The 19,425-nt window shown below is 41.8% G+C and carries 15 protein-coding genes and 1 pseudogene; 6 read left to right on the top strand and 10 right to left on the bottom strand.

Annotation, left to right across the window (positions count from 1 at the left end; translation table 11 throughout):
* Positions 1-30: 30 nt before the first annotated feature.
* Positions 31-1,551, top strand: a pseudogene (locus tag M9189_RS05895) (IS1182 family transposase); the annotation flags it as partial.
* Positions 1,552-1,755: 204 nt separating this feature from the next.
* Here the strand turns inward: M9189_RS05895 and M9189_RS05890 are convergent.
* Positions 1,756-2,304, bottom strand: a complete 549-nt coding sequence (locus M9189_RS05890; protein WP_250725374.1) for an FKBP-type peptidyl-prolyl cis-trans isomerase — start codon at positions 2,302-2,304, stop codon at positions 1,756-1,758.
* A gap of 169 nt (positions 2,305-2,473) precedes the next feature.
* Positions 2,474-2,719 carry a GlsB/YeaQ/YmgE family stress response membrane protein gene (locus M9189_RS05885; protein ID WP_250725373.1) on the bottom strand — a complete coding sequence of 82 codons (246 nt, stop codon included), beginning with the start codon at positions 2,717-2,719 and terminating at the stop codon, positions 2,474-2,476.
* 166 nt (positions 2,720-2,885) lie between these two features.
* Here M9189_RS05885 and M9189_RS05880 point away from each other — a divergent pair, with 166 nt between their 5' ends.
* Positions 2,886-4,271: an IS1380 family transposase gene (locus tag M9189_RS05880; protein ID WP_250722148.1), complete on the top strand. Its 1,386-nt coding sequence runs from the start codon at positions 2,886-2,888 to the stop codon at positions 4,269-4,271.
* A gap of 317 nt (positions 4,272-4,588) precedes the next feature.
* On the opposite strand, the gene M9189_RS05875 is transcribed toward M9189_RS05880, so the two are convergent.
* On the bottom strand, positions 4,589-5,803 hold the full coding sequence (locus M9189_RS05875) for an IS4 family transposase (RefSeq protein ID WP_250723328.1): 1,215 nt from the start codon (positions 5,801-5,803) through the stop codon (positions 4,589-4,591).
* Between the two features lie 145 nt (positions 5,804-5,948).
* On the opposite strand from M9189_RS05875, the gene M9189_RS05870 reads away from it, so the two are divergent.
* Both M9189_RS05870 and M9189_RS05865 read left to right on the top strand, forming a co-directional pair.
* Positions 5,949-6,758, top strand: coding sequence for an SDR family oxidoreductase (locus tag M9189_RS05870; protein ID WP_250725371.1), 810 nt, complete (start codon positions 5,949-5,951; stop codon positions 6,756-6,758).
* A gap of 5 nt (positions 6,759-6,763) precedes the next feature.
* Positions 6,764-7,177, top strand: coding sequence for an acyl-CoA thioesterase (locus M9189_RS05865; RefSeq protein ID WP_250725369.1), 414 nt, complete (start codon positions 6,764-6,766; stop codon positions 7,175-7,177).
* A 164-nt stretch (positions 7,178-7,341) separates the two neighbouring features.
* Here the strand turns inward: M9189_RS05865 and M9189_RS05860 are convergent, their stop codons facing one another.
* Together M9189_RS05860 and M9189_RS05855 are read right to left on the bottom strand one after the other, a co-directional pair.
* The gene (locus M9189_RS05860; RefSeq protein WP_250725367.1) at positions 7,342-9,480 is read right to left on the bottom strand and encodes a glycoside hydrolase family 97 protein; all 2,139 of its coding nucleotides are present in this window, start codon (positions 9,478-9,480) and stop codon (positions 7,342-7,344) included.
* 10 nt (positions 9,481-9,490) lie between these two features.
* Positions 9,491-10,138, bottom strand: a complete 648-nt coding sequence (locus M9189_RS05855; protein WP_250725365.1) for a LysE family translocator — start codon at positions 10,136-10,138, stop codon at positions 9,491-9,493.
* Between the two features lie 312 nt (positions 10,139-10,450).
* On the opposite strand from M9189_RS05855, the gene M9189_RS05850 reads away from it, so the two are divergent.
* Complete coding sequence (locus M9189_RS05850) at positions 10,451-12,703, top strand: inorganic phosphate transporter (RefSeq protein WP_250725364.1); 2,253 nt, start codon at positions 10,451-10,453, stop codon at positions 12,701-12,703.
* An 81-nt stretch (positions 12,704-12,784) separates the two neighbouring features.
* Here M9189_RS05850 and M9189_RS05845 read toward each other — a convergent pair whose 3' ends face one another.
* The 5 genes from M9189_RS05845 to argF form a co-directional block, all read right to left on the bottom strand.
* Positions 12,785-13,498 carry a LytR/AlgR family response regulator transcription factor gene (locus M9189_RS05845; RefSeq protein WP_250725362.1) on the bottom strand — a complete coding sequence of 238 codons (714 nt, stop codon included), beginning with the start codon at positions 13,496-13,498 and terminating at the stop codon, positions 12,785-12,787.
* 247 nt (positions 13,499-13,745) lie between these two features.
* Positions 13,746-14,018 carry an HU family DNA-binding protein gene (locus tag M9189_RS05840; RefSeq protein ID WP_250725360.1) on the bottom strand — a complete coding sequence of 91 codons (273 nt, stop codon included), beginning with the start codon at positions 14,016-14,018 and terminating at the stop codon, positions 13,746-13,748.
* 200 nt (positions 14,019-14,218) lie between these two features.
* A complete protein-coding gene (locus tag M9189_RS05835; protein ID WP_250725357.1) occupies positions 14,219-16,150 on the bottom strand; it encodes an LTA synthase family protein in 1,932 nt (643 codons plus the stop codon).
* A gap of 96 nt (positions 16,151-16,246) precedes the next feature.
* A complete protein-coding gene (gene asnA, locus M9189_RS05830; RefSeq protein WP_250725355.1) occupies positions 16,247-17,287 on the bottom strand; it encodes an aspartate--ammonia ligase in 1,041 nt (346 codons plus the stop codon).
* 144 nt (positions 17,288-17,431) lie between these two features.
* Complete coding sequence (gene argF / locus M9189_RS05825; protein ID WP_250725353.1) at positions 17,432-18,430, bottom strand: ornithine carbamoyltransferase; 999 nt, start codon at positions 18,428-18,430, stop codon at positions 17,432-17,434.
* 200 nt (positions 18,431-18,630) lie between these two features.
* Between argF and M9189_RS05820 the strand changes: the two genes are divergently transcribed.
* Positions 18,631-19,344, top strand: a complete 714-nt coding sequence (locus tag M9189_RS05820; RefSeq protein ID WP_250725351.1) for a hypothetical protein — start codon at positions 18,631-18,633, stop codon at positions 19,342-19,344.
* Positions 19,345-19,425 lie beyond the last annotated feature (81 nt).

The following is a 19,425-nucleotide window of genomic DNA, read 5'->3' as shown; positions in this document are numbered from 1 at the left end:
TAGTATATTAATGCTATAAATCAATCCATAATGAAAAAAGTTGTTTTCAAAGAGCTTCCAAACAATCAAGCTCAGTTATTCCCTGAAAACCTCTTGGATCGCATACCAGCAGACCATCCAGTTCGTCTGGTTGATAAGGTTGTAGATCAACTGGATATCTCTTCTATACTAAATAAATACAAAGGTGGTGGTGCTAGCAGTTTTCATCCAAGAATGATGGTTAAAATACTGTTCTACAGTTATTTAAACAACATATTTTCGTGCAGAAAGATTGAAAAGGCTTTACAAGAGAATATTCATTTTATCTGGTTATCAAAGGGCTGTGTTCCAGACTTTAGAACAATCAATTATTTTAGGAGTACCCGTTTGCAGGGAGAAATTAAGACCATCTTTGCAGAAGTAGTTAGATTACTGCATGGTATGGGGTTTGTGAGTCTTCAGGTACAGTATGTTGATGGAACAAAAATAGAAGCTACCTCAAACAGGTACACCTTTGTATGGCGAGGCACAGTTGAGAAAAACAAAGCAAAACTGGAAGAAAGGATAAGGAGTATTCTTAAAGATATTGATAGTCAAATTAAAGAGGACTCAAAAACTCTCAACAAAGAAGATTTGCCCCAATCAATAGACTCAGATTTATTAAAAAGCAAAATAGCTGAGCTTAACACCAGGCTTAAGGATACAAATAAGTCCACATCTAAGCAACTAAAGCAATTACAGGAGGAACACCTGCCACGGTTGGAGAAATACGAGAAGCAACTTGACACTCTGGGTGATCGCAACAGTTTTAGCAAGACAGACGAGGATGCTACTTTCATGCGAATGAAAGAAGATCATATGAAGAATGGGCAGTTGAAACCAGCTTATAATCCTCAGATTAGTACAGAGAACCAGATTATTACCCATTACAGTATCCATCAAACCCCAGGTGATACAAGAACATTAAAGTGTCATCTGGAGGGATTTAAAAACCAATATGGAAGTCATAGCTCTACGGTCGTTGCAGACGCCGGCTACGGAAGCGAGGAGAATTATGAATACCTGGAAGCAAATAATATAGAGTACTTTGTCAAGTACAACTACTTCCACAAAGAACAGAAAAGAGCATTTAAAAAGAATGCATTTCTAAGCCAAAACCTATATTACAACGAACATGAAGATTATTATGTATGCCCGATGGGACAGCATATGACCAATAAAGGTGAAAGAAAAGTGACTTCTGAGAATGGGTATGTATCAAAGGTGACACGTTATCAAGCGCAAAACTGTACTGGATGCCCGTTGCGCGGACTTTGTTTTCAAGCTACCGGTAATCGAATAATAGAGATCAATCACAGGTTAAGGATCCTAAAAAAGAAGGCCAGGGAACAGCTATTAAGTGAACAGGGCCTATATCACAGAAGTAGACGCCCAATAGAACCGGAAGCAGTGTTTGGACAAATAAAACACAACAACAAGTTCACCAGATTTACACTGAAAGGCCTTAAGAAAGTTGAAATCGAGTTTGGCCTGATAGCTATTGCTCATAACTTAAGAAAAATCATAGGCAAAGGTGCGTGTGTTTCAAAAACAGTACTCCAAAATGCAATTTTCTTCTTGTTTGAACCCCTATATGCAAAAATCCAAAAAGGAATATGGAATTTTCGTAAGCATGTTCATCTAAAAATCGAAATCTATTCTTATCAACTTGCTTAAATTGAAAAAGAGGTTGCCCTTAATTGGACAACCTCATATATTTTTATCCTCTTTGGATTATTAGCAGTTGCAACCTGAACCGCAGTTATGTTCATGATCGTGATCGTGATCGTGTCCACATCCGCAAGAGCTGGTAGCAGCAAGAAGTTCAGCTTCTGTAGCCTCTCTCACAGTAAGAATGGAACCTGTAAAATAAAGGTCATCACCAGCCAATGGGTGGTTGAAGTCCATCTTTACAGTTTCATCAGTAACTTCTAGAACGATACCGTTCAGTCTGTTACCTTGAGCATCCTGCATAGGAATTGTGTTACCAAGTGTAAGCAGGTCCTCATCAATAACTCCTTCGATTTCGAAGATGCTCTTTGGGAGATCAACAACAGCGTCTTCGTTTACTTCACCGTAAGCCTCATCAGCCTTAAGGTCAAAGCTAAAAGTGTCACCTGCAGCAAGTCCTTCAAGTTTGTCTTCAAAAACCTGAAGCATGCGTCCAGCACCGAAAAGGAATTCCAAAGGAGCATCCTTTGTTGTTTCTTCAATCATCTCCCCGTCAGCGCTGTTCAGTCGCAGCTGGTATGTTAAGGATACAAATTTACTTTTCCCAATCTTCATAATAATGTAACGTTAAATGTTTAAATATCAGCCCGACCAAACTTGCGGAAGGAGCTCGTGAATATAGCCTGCAAAGAAAGGCAGTTTTTCGTTCTTATCAAAAGGAAAAGTCCAAAAAACTACTTCTTTAACACACAAAAACGGCTTTTGGTTCGATGTAAATGCTATACTATTTTTTCCTGACAAGTGAGACTATCCACAGAAGTATGACGGCACCAATGGTAGCTGAAATTATCTGCCAGAGAAGACCTCCACCACCGACGCCAAGAAGTCCAAATACCCAACCACCAAGCAGGGCACCTACAAGTCCCACTACAAGGTTAAGGATCAGACCGAGACCTTTGCCTTTCATTATAAGGCTGCCCAGATAACCGGCCAACAGGCCGATTGCTAATGTAAGAAGGATTGATTCCATGCTGTGAATTTTTAGGTAAAACATAATGCTTTATTAAACCTATATTGAGCGATTTATACAAAAAAAAATAAAAGATAGCTTGCTTATAACCTTGATAATGTGTATTTTAGAGGTATTAAAATAAAAAAACAACACTTCACCATTTAGGTGCACAAGACTATCTTTTATGAGTACGAAGATAACAAAAATCGGCATTACAACCAATAAAATTTCTGGTCGTGGAGGGCTCCCTTTATTTCTTCGCTACACTGAGCAAATTGGCTTATATGGGCTAATATCGCGTAATGTTTCTTCTCTGCTTACTGGAAACAGCAAAGGCTTGCAGCTTCAACAGTTTGTAAAACAGATTGTTGCATTTTTTATAGATGGCACAAATATGGCCATAAGCAGTTTTGATCAAAGTAAAAAGGATGAAGGATATGCATGTTTGCTTGAATGCAAGACCGACCAATTGGCCTCTTCTCACCAGGTCAAACGTTTTTTTGGGAAGCTGTCCGTTATTTCAAACTCGGTATTCAATAAGATACTTAATGAACTGTTTATCTGGAGGCTTCACATATCCAAACCCAAAGTTATAGAACTGGGCATTGACACCATGGTTTTGGATAATGACGATGCTGCGAAACGCGAAGGTTGCGAGGTCACTTACAAGCGTAAGAAAGGGTTTCAGCCACTTCATATATGCTGGGGCTCGTTTCTGATAGACGTGACCTTTAGAAAAGGAAGTGCTCATTCCAATCATGGATCAGATTACACCGACAGGGTACGCTCTATAGTAAATCTGATACGCAAGAGATACTCCAAAGAAGTCCCTATTGTGGTGTGCGCCGATAGTGGGTTTGCGGATCAGAAAGCGTACGAGATATTCGAGCAAGAGCTTAATATACATTACATTACAACAGGAAAATTGTACAATGATGTTACTGAATATGTAAAGGCTTTACCCATTGACACTTTGGGCAAAATCACTAAAAATAAAGCAGTCTGGCAATTTGCGGAATTTGCCAGCAAGTTGAAATCCTGGTCCAAGTTTCGTCGTTGCTTTTTTACCAGATTGCACCGGGATGATACCGGGCAGTACGTAATGGAATTTGGTAAGCCTGACAGCGTCATCTATACCAATATCGGGAACTGTCCTGTCGCTGACAAAAGGCTTCGGGCATCCGGTGGAGATGAGTGGTTTAAAGCTGATACCATCATACGAAAATCACACCAAAGAGGAGCCGACGAGTTGATACATCGTAGCATTAAAGAGCTTGCTACCAGAGAACAACTTCCTTTTAAATCCTTTGGAATGAACAGAGCCTATTATTTTATGCTGGTAGTTACACACTTTATTTTCGAAGCATACAAACAAGATGTTACCGCAGAGGTTATTCCGGTAACCGTATATCCTAATACATTCAGAAGAAAGCTTATTGATTTTGCTGTCAAGATAACCTCAAGGGCAAGGAGTATTGTCCTGAATGTCACCAGAGTAATTTATGAAACGATAAATATTGAAGAGTTATGGGAACGGTGTCAGTCACCGCCGAAAATTCAGTTTGCATAAGGCAGAACAACATACCTCAGGATTGTAAACCCGTAGTGGTAATGGGAGACTTATGTCCAGACCCATAGAAAATGCGATAAAGTTCGGTTTGAGTGAAAAACAGAACTGAATTTTCGTTGAAAAAGTACACGAAAGAAGCCTACCTCTGAGAAAATTTCCGTTTTTTTGAAATCAAGTGAGACGACGGGGGCAGGTGAAATTACGAATCGCTCAATTTAGGTTAAATTTACATTGCCGTCCGATAAAAACCGATTTTGATTCTTCGTTACTTTTAACCGGCTTATTATCAGTCGTTTCTTTTTATAATTTTTCTATTTTCAAAAGTAAGCCCCCCTGAAAAGGGTAAGCATCTCTAAATCCTGGTCATCTCGTTGCCAATCTCGTTCCGGGTTTTCTAAAAATTTTATCAAGTGCAGGTAATTAAACAGGTGTATCCTGCAAAATGACACCAGGTTGGAGAATGCCCAAGGCCGTTTCAACCGCTTCTGTATAACCGTGAGCAAGAGGTTCACGATCAAAGCGCAATATACCTGTATTTTTATCGCGTTCTCGTTATCCCCGAGGAAGTACTTCAGGGGGAAGTTTGATTTTAACTGCTTGAATAACAGCTCTATTTGCCATCTTGTTTTATACAAGGCCGCTATCATGTCGGGCCGCATCTCGAACAGGTTGGTGAGGAACTCGAACTTCCTTTTCAACACCCTGTCGTAGAACACCACCTTGCGCAACTTCAGCTTGCTCCCGCCATCATCTTCCTTCACGGTCACCTCGATGATAGTGTCTTCCAGCACGCCGCTGTGGATGCATTCATCGATGTAAAGTTCTTGCTCCACCTTGTAAACGGCGTTCTCCTTGATGCGGGTAACGAATCCGGCTCCCTTTTCACAAAACAGCTTGAAGGCTTTATAATCGTTGTATCCCTTGTCGAAGACGTAAATAGTGTTGTCATCCGGTTCCAGTTTCCTCAACAGCAGGTGATCGTTCGTGGCAGCGGATGAGAACCATATCATCTTGGGAACGGGCTCGTCGACATTGATAACGGTGTGCACCTTGATCCCCCCTTTGCGTTTACCGTTCGAGGGTGTTCTGCCGACGCACTTCAAGATGTCCTGGAACAAACTGATAACCGTGCTGTCGAAGATCTCGACCTGCTTGTTCAACACATCTTTAAAGCGGGTGTCCGAGATCACGTGTTGGTACTCGCGAAGCAGGTCGTGGTACACGCCCGAGAAGAAATCAACGCTCCTGCGCTTGTTGGCGTCCGACAAGGTGCTCCGGTAGGGTATGTGGCCGAGCTGGAAATGCCTGGTCTTGCCTGAAAGACCGAGCATTGCACCCGCCACCTCGCGCAGGGAGGAGCATTTGGCGAAGACGCAAAACAACATGCTTATAAGGTGATCCTTAGCCGTGAAACGTTTCACGTAATGATCGGCCTTGTACCGTTTGCTGTTTCGGGCGATAATCCTTGTATCTACCATAGATATGAGCTGTCCGAATACCGATTGTCCAAAAAAATAAGTACTTTTGTTCATTGTAGACTTGTTTTGTGATGAATACAAAGCTACAATTATTAGTACGACGGGCAAAACTCAAATTTGCCCGCGTACTTTTTCTAAAAAGTTTTTATCGGACAACAGTGTTAAATTTACTATAATTTTGACAGGAAAGACAAGTAAAATGAAAGATAAAGTAGTAATAATCACAGGTGCTTCCTCCGGAATAGGCCTGGCCTGTGCCAGAGAGTTTGCCCACAGAGGAGCACTGGTTTCTGTTTGTGCCAGATCGGCCGACAAGCTTGAAGAAATAAAAAGTGAGTTTGATGCAGCAGGTCACAAACTACTCGTAACCGAAGCCGACGTCAGTCGTGAGGAAGACTGCAAACGACTTATAGACAACACAGTCCGCGAGTTTGGTAAGATAGATATCCTAATCAACAACGCAGGTATGTCAATGAGGGCCTTGTTTATAGACCTGCATCTCGATGTAATGCGCAAGCTTATGGATATCAACTTCTGGGGAACTGTCTATTGTACAAAGTATGCCCTCCCCTACATCCTTGAGCAAAAGGGCTCAGTGGTCGGTGTTTCGTCGATAGCAGGTTTTATAGGACTGCCTGGCCGTGCAGGCTATTCGGCTTCAAAATATGCTATGCATGGATTTCTGAATACCCTGAGGGTTGAAAACCTCAGGAAGGGTCTCCATGTCCTTATAGTTGCTCCAGGCTTTACAGCCTCAAATATCAGGAAGACGGCTCTTACAGCTGATGGTTCTGCTCAAGGCGAGACCCCACGCAACGAAAACAAGATGATGAGTGCCGAGGAAGTTGCACTGCGTATCATCAAAGCCATCCAAAAGCGTAAAAGAACACTGATTCTGACCTTTGTCGAGGGTAAACTGACTGTTTTTCTCAGCAAATGGCTACCAGCGTTGGTTGACAAACTTTCGTACAACGTGATGGCAAAGGAACCTGATTCACCATTTAAATAACGGAGATGCTATACAATAAGAGTAGTATAAAGGTAAGATACAAGGAAACCGATCAGATGGGCATTGTCAATAATGCTGTTTATCCCACATGGTTTGAAATCGGAAGAACAGAATTGTTTGATGCGCTCAATCTCCCCTATGCCGACATGGAGAAAAACGGCATTATGTTACCGCTATCGGAACTATATGTAAAGTACCACAGTCCGGCATACTACGGGGATGTGGTTACTATTGAAACCACTGTCGACAAGCTCCCGGGTGTTCGAATCACTTTCAATTACACAATTACCTGTAATGACAGATTGATTGCCAAGGGCTATACTGTGCAGGCCTTTATTGATGCAAAGAGCAGAAGGCCCATCAGAATGCCGGAATGGCTTAAAACAGCTCTCCTGCCCCATTTCCCGGAGGAGAATTAAGGGAGGTCATGCTTTCTGAATGCATGGCATAACGCAGAACAATACTAAAAAGCTTTTGCACCATAATTTGCGGGGTGAATAGCAAGCAGGGAATAATAAAATAACAGAGGCCGCCCCGGGGCAGCCTCTGTCTTTTTCTTAGCGGATATCTCCTGTCAACCAGATTAAAGCTTTTTTATTCCTTTTGTCTGGTCTCCTGCTTTCACTTCCATAATTGAGATTGCATAACCACCACCTGGGGCACATTGTTGTTTCAGCTTTGATTTGCTGTTAACAAGCACCTTGCGAATCTGATATGCCTGTGGATTATCCAGATAGTGTGCATTTGGAGCATCACTATAGATAGTTGCAATATAAGTCTTTCCCTTTGTCAGGAAGTCAAAGCTAATTGCTGATGTATAGCCGTTTTCGTCAACTGTACAGCCAACAAACCAGTCTTCTCTTCCCTTTGCTTTACGGGCAATTGTGATATAGTCACCCGGCTCTGCCTCAAGAATTTTGGTATCGTCCCAGTCAATTGCTACGTCCTTGATAAACTGAAATGCATCAAGAAACCTGTTGTAATTCTCCGGCAGGTCGGCTGCCATTTGCAGCGGACTATACATTGTGACATATAATGCAAGTTGACGGGCTATTGTTGTACGGGCTCTTGAATCATTATCAGGATTTAGTTTGCTGATATTGGTTTCAAAGATACCGGGGGTATAGTCCATCGGACCACCAATCAGACGTGTAAACGGCAGAATTGTTGTATGATCGGGTTTGTTGCCACCAAAGGCTTCAAATTCAGATCCTCTCGCTGATTCATTACCAATCAGATTTGGATATGTTCTGCAAAGGCCTGTAGGTCTTACAGCTTCATGGGCATTGACCATAATCTTGTAGTCAGCTGCCTTGGTTACAGCATAGAGGTAGTGATTTACCATCCACTGACCATAGTGGTGCTCACCGCGGGGAATTATATTGCCTACATAACCACTTTTTACTGCATTGTAGCCATGATCAACCATAAACTGATATGCCTTGTCCATATGACGCTCGTAGTTGACAGCAGAACTAGATGTTTCGTGGTGCATAATCAGCTTCACGCCCTTTGAAGCAGCATATTCATTGAGCATCTTCACGTCAAAATCAGGATATGGGGTAACAAAATCAAATACATACTCTTTGGAGTGACCAAACCAGTCTTCCCAGCCAATGTTCCAGCCTTCTACAAGTACAGCATCAAAGCCGTGCTCAGCTGCGAAATCAATATAGTATTTAACCTTGTCATTGTTGGCTGCATGGCGGCCATTGGGCTTAACTTTTGTAAAGTCGGTCTCGCCAAGCTTTACAGATTGAAGGTCACTATAGGCCCATGAACTCTTACCTGTTATCATCTCCCACCATACTCCGATATACTTGACCGGCCTGATCCATGAAGTATCCTCTATCTTGCATGGCTCATTCAGGTTGAGAGTGATGTTTGACTCAAGTATTCCTGCAGCTCTGTCACTTACTATTACAGTACGCCATGGAGACTTACAGGGTGTCTGCAGATAACCCTTGTTACCAAGCGCATCTGGTGTAAGGTGTGATTCAAAAATGAAATTCTTGTCATCCAGATTCAGGTGCATACAGCTGTAGTCTACCAAAGCTGCTTCGTGCAGGTTGATATACAATCCATCGTCTGTTTTCAGCATCAGAGCTGTCTGAACACCAGTATCAGAAAACGGAGTTTGAGATGCATTATCACTGATAGCAGAAGACATCAAACTACGGATCTCGGTAAGCCGCGATGTAGTGTAATCGTATTCCTGGGTGTCGTAATCACCGGCTATCCAGTAGGCAATGTGGTTTCCGGTCATAGCAAACTGAGTGCGCTCTTCCTTTACAACAAAGTGACTCAGCTTTTCCTGTTCGGGAAATTCATAGCGAAAGCCCATTCCATCGTCGAAAGCTCTGAAGCGAACTACCATAAGCCGATCAGTAGTTGTCTGCTTCAGGGTAACTGCCATCTCATTGTAATGGTTGCGAATGGTCCTCCACTCACCCCATACGGGCTCCCATGTCTCGTCAAAACTGCTGCGATCAACTGAGACAACTTCAAAGTCACCTGTAAGAGCTACATCATCTCTAAGCTCAAGACCAAGGCGGCTTTCCTTTACTACGACCTTGTTTTTGTACTTAACACCGTAAACAGGAACACCATCTTTAACATCAAAACTAACTACAACTACAGATTGGGGGGATTTTAACTCTTCTGCATTCACCTGGAATGCAAGAAATAAAACGCTGAAAATTAGCAAACCAATTTTTCTCATAAGCATATATTTAAGTTATCAAAAAATGCCGAATAGTCCAGGTAATGACACCAATCAGAACCAGGATTATAATAGTTGCACCGGCAATACGGTTAATCCAGAACAAGCGCCTGAGGTTTACCACATTCCTGAAAAGTCCTACTATCGAGGTCAGCAGCAACCACCAGGTTGCTGCACCAAAAAAAACTCCGCATATCAGTAAAAGCTGCCCTGATATCCCAACATTTGAAGTTACTACACCAAAACCGGCAAAGAACGCTATAAAAAGAAAAACAGCAAGAGGATTTGAAAATGTAAGTAAGAAGGTGGATATATAATCCTGCAGATAGCTCGTCTTGCTGGTACCCTGCCTTTGTCGCCTGAGTTGCTGGGCCGGATTGGAACGATAGATATTCAGGCCGAGAAGGATAAGGATAATTCCGCCAATAAGCTGAATCCAAAAAAACTGCTCCTCAATAAAGGTTACAACAAATGAAAGACTAAAGCCTGCTATAACTGCATAAATAATATCCGAAGAAGCAGCGCCTAGGCCAGATATAAAGCCAGACAAACGTCCTCTCTGAAGAGTTCTCTGTATACATAGTACTCCTATAGGTCCCAGCGGAACTGAGGCAGAAAACCCCACCAACATACCGTCAAATATTCCTTTCCAAAGCATTGTACAAATATCTAAAAAAAACCAGAGAGGCTAAAGTCCTTTTGCAAAAATAAGAGGATTGCAACAAATACGGGAGTCTTAGTCCGCAATCAGAATCTTAGTTTTTTGTTCTACATGACAAGCAAAAGTCATTAAGCTCCTGAAATCACAGCATTCAGCTATTGCCCTACGGGCAAATATTACATTACATTTGCAATTTCTTAACGTAGACTTAACAAACGAAAAAACATATTCTGTGAATATGGAATTAGCTTTGCCGACAAGCTTAATACAGAATACAGCGGAATTTATTACTAAACCGATAAAACTGTAATGGAAAATATTTATTTAGTTCTTATCGTAATCATCTTCCTCCTTGCAATTTCTGACCTCATCGTAGGTGTAGCAAATGATGCGGCAAACTTTGTAAACTCTGCAATCGGGGCTAAAGCTGCCCCTTTTTATGTCGTTATGACTGTTGCGGCAGCGGGAGTATTTATCGGAGCTGCCTTCTCAAGCGGTATGATGGAAATTGCCAGAAAGAGTATGTTTCACCCCGAAATGTTTTTCTTCCGTGACATTATGGTAATATTTCTTGCCGTGATGATAACGGATGTTATCCTTCTGGACCTGTTCAATGCCTTTGGGATGCCGACATCAACGACCGTTTCAATAGTGTTCGAACTGCTTGGTGCGGCTGTAGGTGTTGCTCTTATTAAGACCTTCAACAATCCTGACATTCCAATTAGTGAGTATATCAACTCTGCAAAATCTCTTGCAATTATTTCAGGTATACTTATTTCAGTTGTTATATCATTTACGGCAGGGGCAATCGTCCAATTCTTAACCCGTGTGGTTTTCTCCTTCCGTTACGAAAAACGTTTTAAATATCTTGGTGCAATCTGGGGAGGCTTTGCTATTACTGCAACTACATACTTCCTTCTCGTCAAGGGTGTGGATGGAGCTTCCTTTATGACTCCCGAACTTAAGGCAACAATTAAAGCTAATGAGAAGTTGTTTTTTGTGTACAGCTTTGTCGGATGGACATTTATTCTTCAAATACTTTACTCTCTGTTCAAATTCAATATTCTTAAGTTTACCATCCTGGTAGGTACTTTTGCACTTGCTATGGCTTTTGCGGGTAATGACCTTGTCAACTTCATAGGTGTTCCGCTTGCAGGACTTGACGCATACAGACACTATGTGGCAACTCCAGGTGCAACTCCGGACACTCTATTGATGGGTGTGCTTGGTGAACCAGTTAAAACTGAGACCTATATACTTTTGATTGCAGGTCTTATAATGGCTACTACACTTTTTACATCCAAGAAAGCCATGAATGTCGTTAAAACATCTGTAGACCTTGGTCGTCAATCTGAAGGGGATGAGCGTTTTGGATCTTCTTTCTTTGCCCGTTCTCTTGTAAGAGGCTTTCTTGCGATGTCCAAGTCAATATCAAACTACGTCCCAGTTAGAGTAAGAAACTACATTGATAAGCAATTTGAATTACCTGAACCGCCAAAAGATGCAAAGAGCGATGGTCCTGCTTTTGACCTTCTCAGGGGCTCTGTCAATCTGGTTATTGCAAGTATCCTTATTGCAAGTGCTACCTCATTGAAACTGCCCCTTTCTACAACCTACGTTACTTTTATGGTGGCTATGGGTAGCTCCCTGGCAGACAGAGCATGGGACCGTGACAGCGCTGTTTATCGTATCACCGGTGTGATATCAGTTATTGGAGGTTGGTTCTTTACTGCTTTCTCTGCTTTTACTATTGCCTTCCTTGTTGCATTGGCTGTCTATTTCGGCAAACTTTGGGCCATAGGGGCATTGCTTATTCTTGTATTCTTTATGCTGTCCAAATCCCACAGATTAAGCAAAAGCAAGAAGGCAGATGAGGCAATTCTGACAGTTGCAGATTTTGAGGAAGATGGTGAAATTGGTGGTGCAACTATACTTGAAAAATGCAGGAGAGATGTTAGCGATGTGCTGAAAAAAGTTGCTGACTACTATGCCAAGACTATAACATCTTTTGAAGCTGAGGATAGAAAAACACTTAAGGAAACCACTAAGGAAGTAAATGACCTTAGCCTGCTGTCCAAGAAGATGCGTAATGATATCTACAAGACAGTACGACGTCTGCAGGAAGAGAATATCGATTCAAGCCTTTACTATGTTCAGGTACTTGACTACCTACGGGAAACAGCTCACTGTCTAACGTTTGTGACTAATCCCGCATGGGAACACCTTAACAACAACCACAAACCATTCTCAACAGATCAGCTGATTGACCTCAATACGCTCAGACTGAAGATTGAAGATATAATGAAAGATGCTGTGACTCTGATTGAGTCCGGAGATTTCAAGGAGATAAACAAGGTTCTGAGTGCACAAGCTGAAATCCTTGACTTTATCAGAGGTTTGAGAAAGAACCAGCTTAAGAGAATTAAAAAGGAAAAAACAAGTACCAAGGTAAGCATGCTTTACCTTAGCATACTACACGAAACTCAAAGTATGATGCTGCACCTTGTCAACCTGATCAAGGCTCACAGAGACTTTGCAAGTTATACGAAAAACGGACATTAATGCTGAAAAGCATTGCGCCAATAAATAAAAAGGGGACAGCCTGCTAGCTGTCCCCTTTTTATTTATCTCTCTAAACTAAACTTATTTGGTAATAAGATTAATATCATTCAGGAGCTTATCCTTGTACGATTTTCCAATCGGAATAACCCTGTTGCCACTTTCAGTTCTGATAATAACCGAATTATCCTCTATTGCACTTATCTTACTGAAGTTCACGATATAAGAACGGTGTATCCTCATAAACCTCTCAGAGGGCATTTTATCTGAGATAGATTTCATGGTAAAGTGAATTGTATACTTCTCCTTGAATGTATTGACGACAACATAGTTTTCAAGAGCCTCAATCCAAAGGATGTCATCATACTTGACACGTACAAGTGAAGAGTTGTTCTTGATAAAGATCTCTGTGCTTTGCTTTACGGGATTCTCCTTTCTTTCAAAGCGCTCGCGGGCTCTGTTAACAGCCTTAATAAAACGGGCGTAGGTAACTGGCTTGAGCAGATAATCTGTGACATCATACTCATACGACTCCAGAGCATACTTTTCCTGAGATGAATAGATGATAACCTGGGGTATTACATTCAATGCACGTAGAAACTCGATACCCGACATCTCGGGCATTTCTATGTCCAGGAAGATCAGATGCACAGGTTCTTTCTCGCTGTTATTGAGCCAGTTCACCGCTTCAATTGCATTCGTAAAGGTACCCAGGAGTGCTAATCCCTCTGTCTGGTTAACAAACTCTTCTATTATCCTAACCGAAAAGTTGTCATCATCAACTATAATGCAATTCATATACAATCATTTTGGCCAAAAATACAAAATATCAGTTTAAGGGTATGACGAAGATACCATTTTTATCCATAAAGCTATAAAAACAAATGACAAACAACAAAGGATATATATTTTTTTCAGGTCAGGAATTCCTGAATACATCCAATGGTGCAATAGATTATACGGAGAAGGGAGAATTTTTGTGCCAAAAAAAGAGAGTTGATTTTCAAAACAACTCTCTTTTTTTCATTTTTTCTTTAAGCATCGATTAGTTTACTGAATCATTCAGCTCGCTACCGGCTTTGAATTTTACTACTTTCTTTGCAGGAATCCTAATCTCTTTTCCGGTTTGTGGGTTACGACCTGTGCGTGCGCTTCTCTCAGACACTAAAAAAGAGCCAAATCCTACTAAAGTAATGCGATCACCTTTCTTAAGACCTTCGCTGGTAACTTTTAAGAAAGCATCTAAAGCTTTTTTTGAATCAGCCTTGGTTAAACCGGATTCCGCGGCGATTGCATCAATTAATTGAGCTTTGTTCATAATAGTTATTAAATTTTAGGGTTAAAAACTATGGTTTTTAATCTTACCTTCACAAATATAGAGTATTTATAGTGTCTTCCAAATATACAAGCAAAAAAATTGACCCAAAACCCGCATTTTTTATGATAAAATGTTAAAAAGTAACAAGATTTGTAGCTTGTGTTAATCCCCTAAAATTACTGGTATTTCGGTTTTTTAGTTCATTTTAAAATAGTTAGCCTATTCTCAATCATCCGGTTGCTGTATTGTTGTATTATTGCTTTCATTAACATCAGCTCTTCCTCTGGTTCCGGAGCCTTGCCCAACAGGTTGTTGGTCAGTAGCGGATCCTGCTCCAAATCATAAAATGCAATCAGTTTCTTACCGTCAAAATACAGCACCTTGCCGTTCATTATAAACTGGTAAGACTCGTTTGTATAGTTGAGTACATAGCGCCGGTCATCCTTGCTGTCATCAAACAGGCTGCTGCCAAAGCTTATAAAGGTTCCGTCATAGTTGAGCAAGTGCATTAGGCTCGGTAGGATATCAGTTTGCTGAGCTAGCTTCTGGCTCAACCCTTTCAATCCCAGACCTGGAGCATGGAATATGATGGGTATGGCAAAACCGTTAACATTAGTCTTGTACTCATCATAGTGCGATGGCACACTATGGTCGGCAGTAATTACAAAGATTGTATTCTCATACCATGGCTCCTTACTAACCTTTTCAAAAAAGCGTCTCAGTGCCATATCCGTATAACCCACACACCTGTGCAGCGGAAGTGTTCCCTTTGGAAATACATTTTCATATTCTTTGGGAACCTGAAATGGATGGTGTGAGGTAACTGAAAACAGTGTACTCATAAAAGGTTCCTCAAAGGTACCCAGGGTCTCGGCAAAAAACTGAAAGAATGGCTCGTCCCAGATACCCCAGTATCCGTCGTATTGGGAGTTGTCACCAAACTCAGTCATCCCGTAATATTTCTCAAAGCCCAGCAGGCGAGCCACAGCGTCAAAACCCATGGAGCCATTCGGGGCTCCATGGAAGAATGAGGTATGATAACCCTGTTCTATCAGCAAACCCGGAAGACCACTTATCTTGTTTGAAGCATACTGAGAGGTCACATATGGCTGTACCAGTGCAGGAAATGAAGCAAGTATTGATGGCATGGCATCAATTGACTTCCTGCCGTTGGCAAAGGAATTTCCAAAGGTCAGCGATTCCTGCATCAGCGAATCCAGAAATGGGGTGTAGCCCTGGTAATTTCCATTATCCAGATGGGGATTCAGATAGCCTGAATGCTCCCGGTTAAAGCTCTCCAGTATTATAACTACCACATTCATCTTGTTGAATGTTGAATCTGTGGCCGTAAGGCAATACTCCGGAGTATAGATCTCTTCAATCTGATCTTCAGGATAGTAATGTACCGGTTCAAATGTTTTCTTATCTATGGTCCTTATCATACAAAATGGAGTATTCAGGACTATGGCCATTTCCTCAGGTGAATCAACAAACTTGCCTGCATGGCTCATGTTTATTGGTCGGGTGCTGTGCCTGAATCCTCCACGAATTCCGGCCACTGTAAAGGCAGAAAACAAAGCAAGAAATACCAGGGAGCAAAGTGCATATAGCCAATTTGACTTAATAGGAAATGGCTTGGGTTTGACACGGCTGTTCAGGTAAAACAGTAATACCATCATTGCTATCCAAAACAAGAACGCAGGCCAGTAGTCCAATATAAATCGAAACCAAAGGGTCCCCATATTCTCCTCGTTCTTGAAAATCTCAAACACGCTCCAGGTAGTACGCTTCAACGTAAAGCGGTAGTAAATAAAGTCACTGACATTGGCTGCCAATCCTACTCCGTTTGTAAGCATATAGATTGACTTCAGGGCGATTTGATACCAGTTGCTGAACTTGACTTTGAAGGGAATCAAACTTAGCAGTATGTACAACATATTCAGGTACAATACTGCACACAGGTCAAACATCAACCCGCCTCTCATAATCACAAGAAACCCATTCCAATCTACATTTGGGAAGAAATCAACATTAAACAGATAGAAGCCAATCCTACACAGAGTAAAGACAAACATTGAGACTCCAAGTCTGTGGACCAGGACAAGATATTCATTCAACTGTTTTGCAGCCATCGTCAGTTAATTGATTTACAAAAAGATAAACATAAAAAAACAATATGCTTTGCCTCGCGGCAAAGCATATGCAAATATTCTAAAAATAACTGAGTTTTATACCAGAAAAATATTGTTCTTACTGCAGATATCCCTCATTTCTTCAGGCCAGATACTTGCCTGTATCTCGCCAATGTGGGCTTTGCGTAGGAAAAACATACATAACCTTGACTGGCCAATTCCTCCTCCAATACTGAGTGGAAGTTCGTTATTTAGCAGACGTCGGTGAAACATCAGTTCAGACCTGTGCTCCTGCCCTCTTTCTTGCAGCTGCTGCCTTAGCACCTCCGAGTTTACCCTGATACCCATCGATGAAATCTCAAAAGCTCTCCCAAGAATGGGGTTCCACAACAGGATATCCCCGTTGAGTCCCTTGTATCCGTTTTCAGTTGGTGTACTCCAGTCGTCATAGTCAGGTGCCCTGCCATCATGAGGCTCCCCGTTTGACAACTTCCCTCCAATCCCAATGATGAAAACGGCTCCATACTTCCTCGTAATTGCATCCTCACGTTCTTTGGAACTAAGGTTTGGATACATAGCAAGCAGTTCCTCGGAATGAATAAAGGTAATCTCCTCTGGCAGAATAGGACGTATCGTGGGATATTTCTCATAAACCACAAACTCGGTACGCTTCATTACCTCATACACTCCCCTGACCACTTTCTTCAGGTAGTTAAGGTTCCTCTCCTTTTCAGTAATATGCTGCTCCCAGTCCCACTGGTCCACATATATGGAATGTGTATTATCCAGATTCTCGTCCGGACGAATCGCATTCATATCTGTATAGATTCCAAAGCCCGGTTCAACATCGTAATCTGCCAGCATCATCCGCTTCCATTTGGCAAGACTGTGAACGACCTCCACTTCTCTGCCGTTCATTCCATGAACCGGAAATGTCACAGGTTTTTCAGTGCCATTCAGGTCATCATTCAAACCCGTACCTTTGAGCACAAAAAGAGGTGCAGTTACCCTTCTCAGCCTTAGCTCGGCTGACAAAAAGGTCTGAAATGAATCTTTGATTATAGTGATGGCGTGCTCTGTCTGTTTTAAATCCAGAGGCGACTTGTAGTCTTTGGGAATATATAATAAGTCAAGCATGGTTATGTCATTGATGCCAAAAGCTATTTACTATATTGAATTAATATGCGAAAATAGCCTCATTTACCTTCAATTCAAAATCAAATGCCGACAATATTATTGAAATTATCACATCTTCGTGCTCAAGCACGAAAAATTTTCACCCTACATATTCCCAAGGCAGGCTGCCATAACAGCCTTAATAGTATGTAACCTATTCTCTGCCTGATCAAAAACTATTGAAGCTTCAGATTCAAAAACTTCATCAGTAACTTCAACTCCATCAAGTCCGTAATCAAGAAAGATCTTTTCACCAACATAAGTGTCCCTGTCATGATAGGCCGGTAGGCAGTGCAGGAACTTAACATCCTTATTGCCTGTCAATGACATAAGCCTGGCATCTACCCTGTATGGACGCAGAATCTCTATTCTTTCTTTCCACACCTCTTCTGGTTCACCCATAGATACCCACACATCAGTATATAAAAAATCCGCTCCAGTTACACCCTTCTCAATGTCAGTTCCTATACTAATTCGTGCTCCGGTCTTACGTGCAACAGCAAGGCATCTGTTGAGAATCTCCGTATCAGTATGAAGCTGTTCCGGCCCTACCATCCTTATATCCATACCCATCAGTGCTGCTCCTTCAAGCAGGGAATTTGCCACATTATTGCGGGCATCACCCAGATAGGCAATGCTTACCTGCTCCAATGGTTTTTTGCAATGCTCCCTGATAGTCATCAGGTCGGCTAGAAACTGAGTAGGGTGATGCTGGTCTGTCAGACCATTCCAAACAGGAATACCCGAGTATCGGGCAAGTGTCTCTATCCGGGAGTGATCAAAACCTCGGTATTCGATGGCATCAAACATACGCCCGAAGACTCTGGCACTGTCTTTAAACGATTCCTTGTGACCAAGTTGTGTGTCACCGGGTCCAAGATACATTGCATTGCCTCCAAGATCGGAAACTGCAATCTCGAAAGCACAGCGCGTCCTGGTAGATGTCTTCTCAAATAACAGAGCTACATTTCTACCTTTAAGACAATCTGTCACTTCTCCTTGTTTCTTCATCTGCTTGAGCCTGACTGCCAGATCAAGCAGATACATAACCTCGGATGAGCTTAGGTCTAAAATTGTTAATAGATTCCTGCCGAGAAGGGTCATAATCTTACATTTCTGTTAAGTTAAAGACTAAAATAGCCTTTTTTTTGACAGACATCAGTTTTACGTGGATAAAAGAATGACTCCCTCGATATGCACAATATAAAAGATAACTATCTTCGTATACCTGAAATGAAAATTCGAATAGTTCTTTGTGTTTAGGTGCCCAAAATTGTGATAATTAATACTATTTGGTACTTAGTATGAGTTCAAACAGCCTCATCAAAACTATTATGCTGCTTCTGCCCCTGTCCTTTTTTGTAGAAGGATGTGGGCTTATAGATAAGAAGGCTGCTTACTCAGGAATCTGCTCAGGCACCATAACATATAGAATTACATATCCTGCCTCTGTTGATGCCAACCCTATGTCCTTCCTTTTCCCCTCGGAGATGAAAACGGCCTTTGAAGGCACCCGCCAAAAGTCTGAGTTTATAAACAAACTCAACTTATACAAGCTTGAATTTATATTTGGAAACAATCCTGATAGTACCTTTGCCCTTCTGAAACTGTTAGAGAAGAGAATGGTTGTTCCAGCCTCTGGTGATGCCTTCGTACTTCCCTTCATGGCCTTCAGTCCTGACAGACTCAGTTTTATTAATGACTCAGTTAAGAGTATTGCCGGCTTTGATTGTAAAAAGGCTGTGTATTTCACGGGAAGAAATGATGTACAGGAGCTATCAATATGGTATACAGACCAATTAGGTGTAGAGGAACCCAACCGCAATACTCCATTTAGCGAGATACCTGGCATCATGCTCGAGTTTGATGTTCTCTACCAGGGTATGCAACTGCACCTTGAGGCTATCTCCGTTGTCAGCGAGGCACATCCCCGTAAGATCTTCGATGTGCCAGCCAACTATGAGGTGTCTTCCATCACAGAGATCCAGGCGCTTATTGACTCCGTAATAAGCAGATAGTTTCACCCGTCTAAAATAAGTGTGGATAACTTTCCGTTGATTATCTAACGGGCAGCCCGCTAGTTTTATTATTTTTGTCTC

The organism is Xiashengella succiniciproducens, assembly GCF_023674465.1.
GTDB lineage: Bacteria > Bacteroidota > Bacteroidia > Bacteroidales > Marinilabiliaceae > Geofilum > Geofilum succiniciproducens.
The sequence above is the reverse complement of the archived record's forward strand: the minus strand, read 5'-3'. Positions and strand labels throughout refer to the sequence as shown.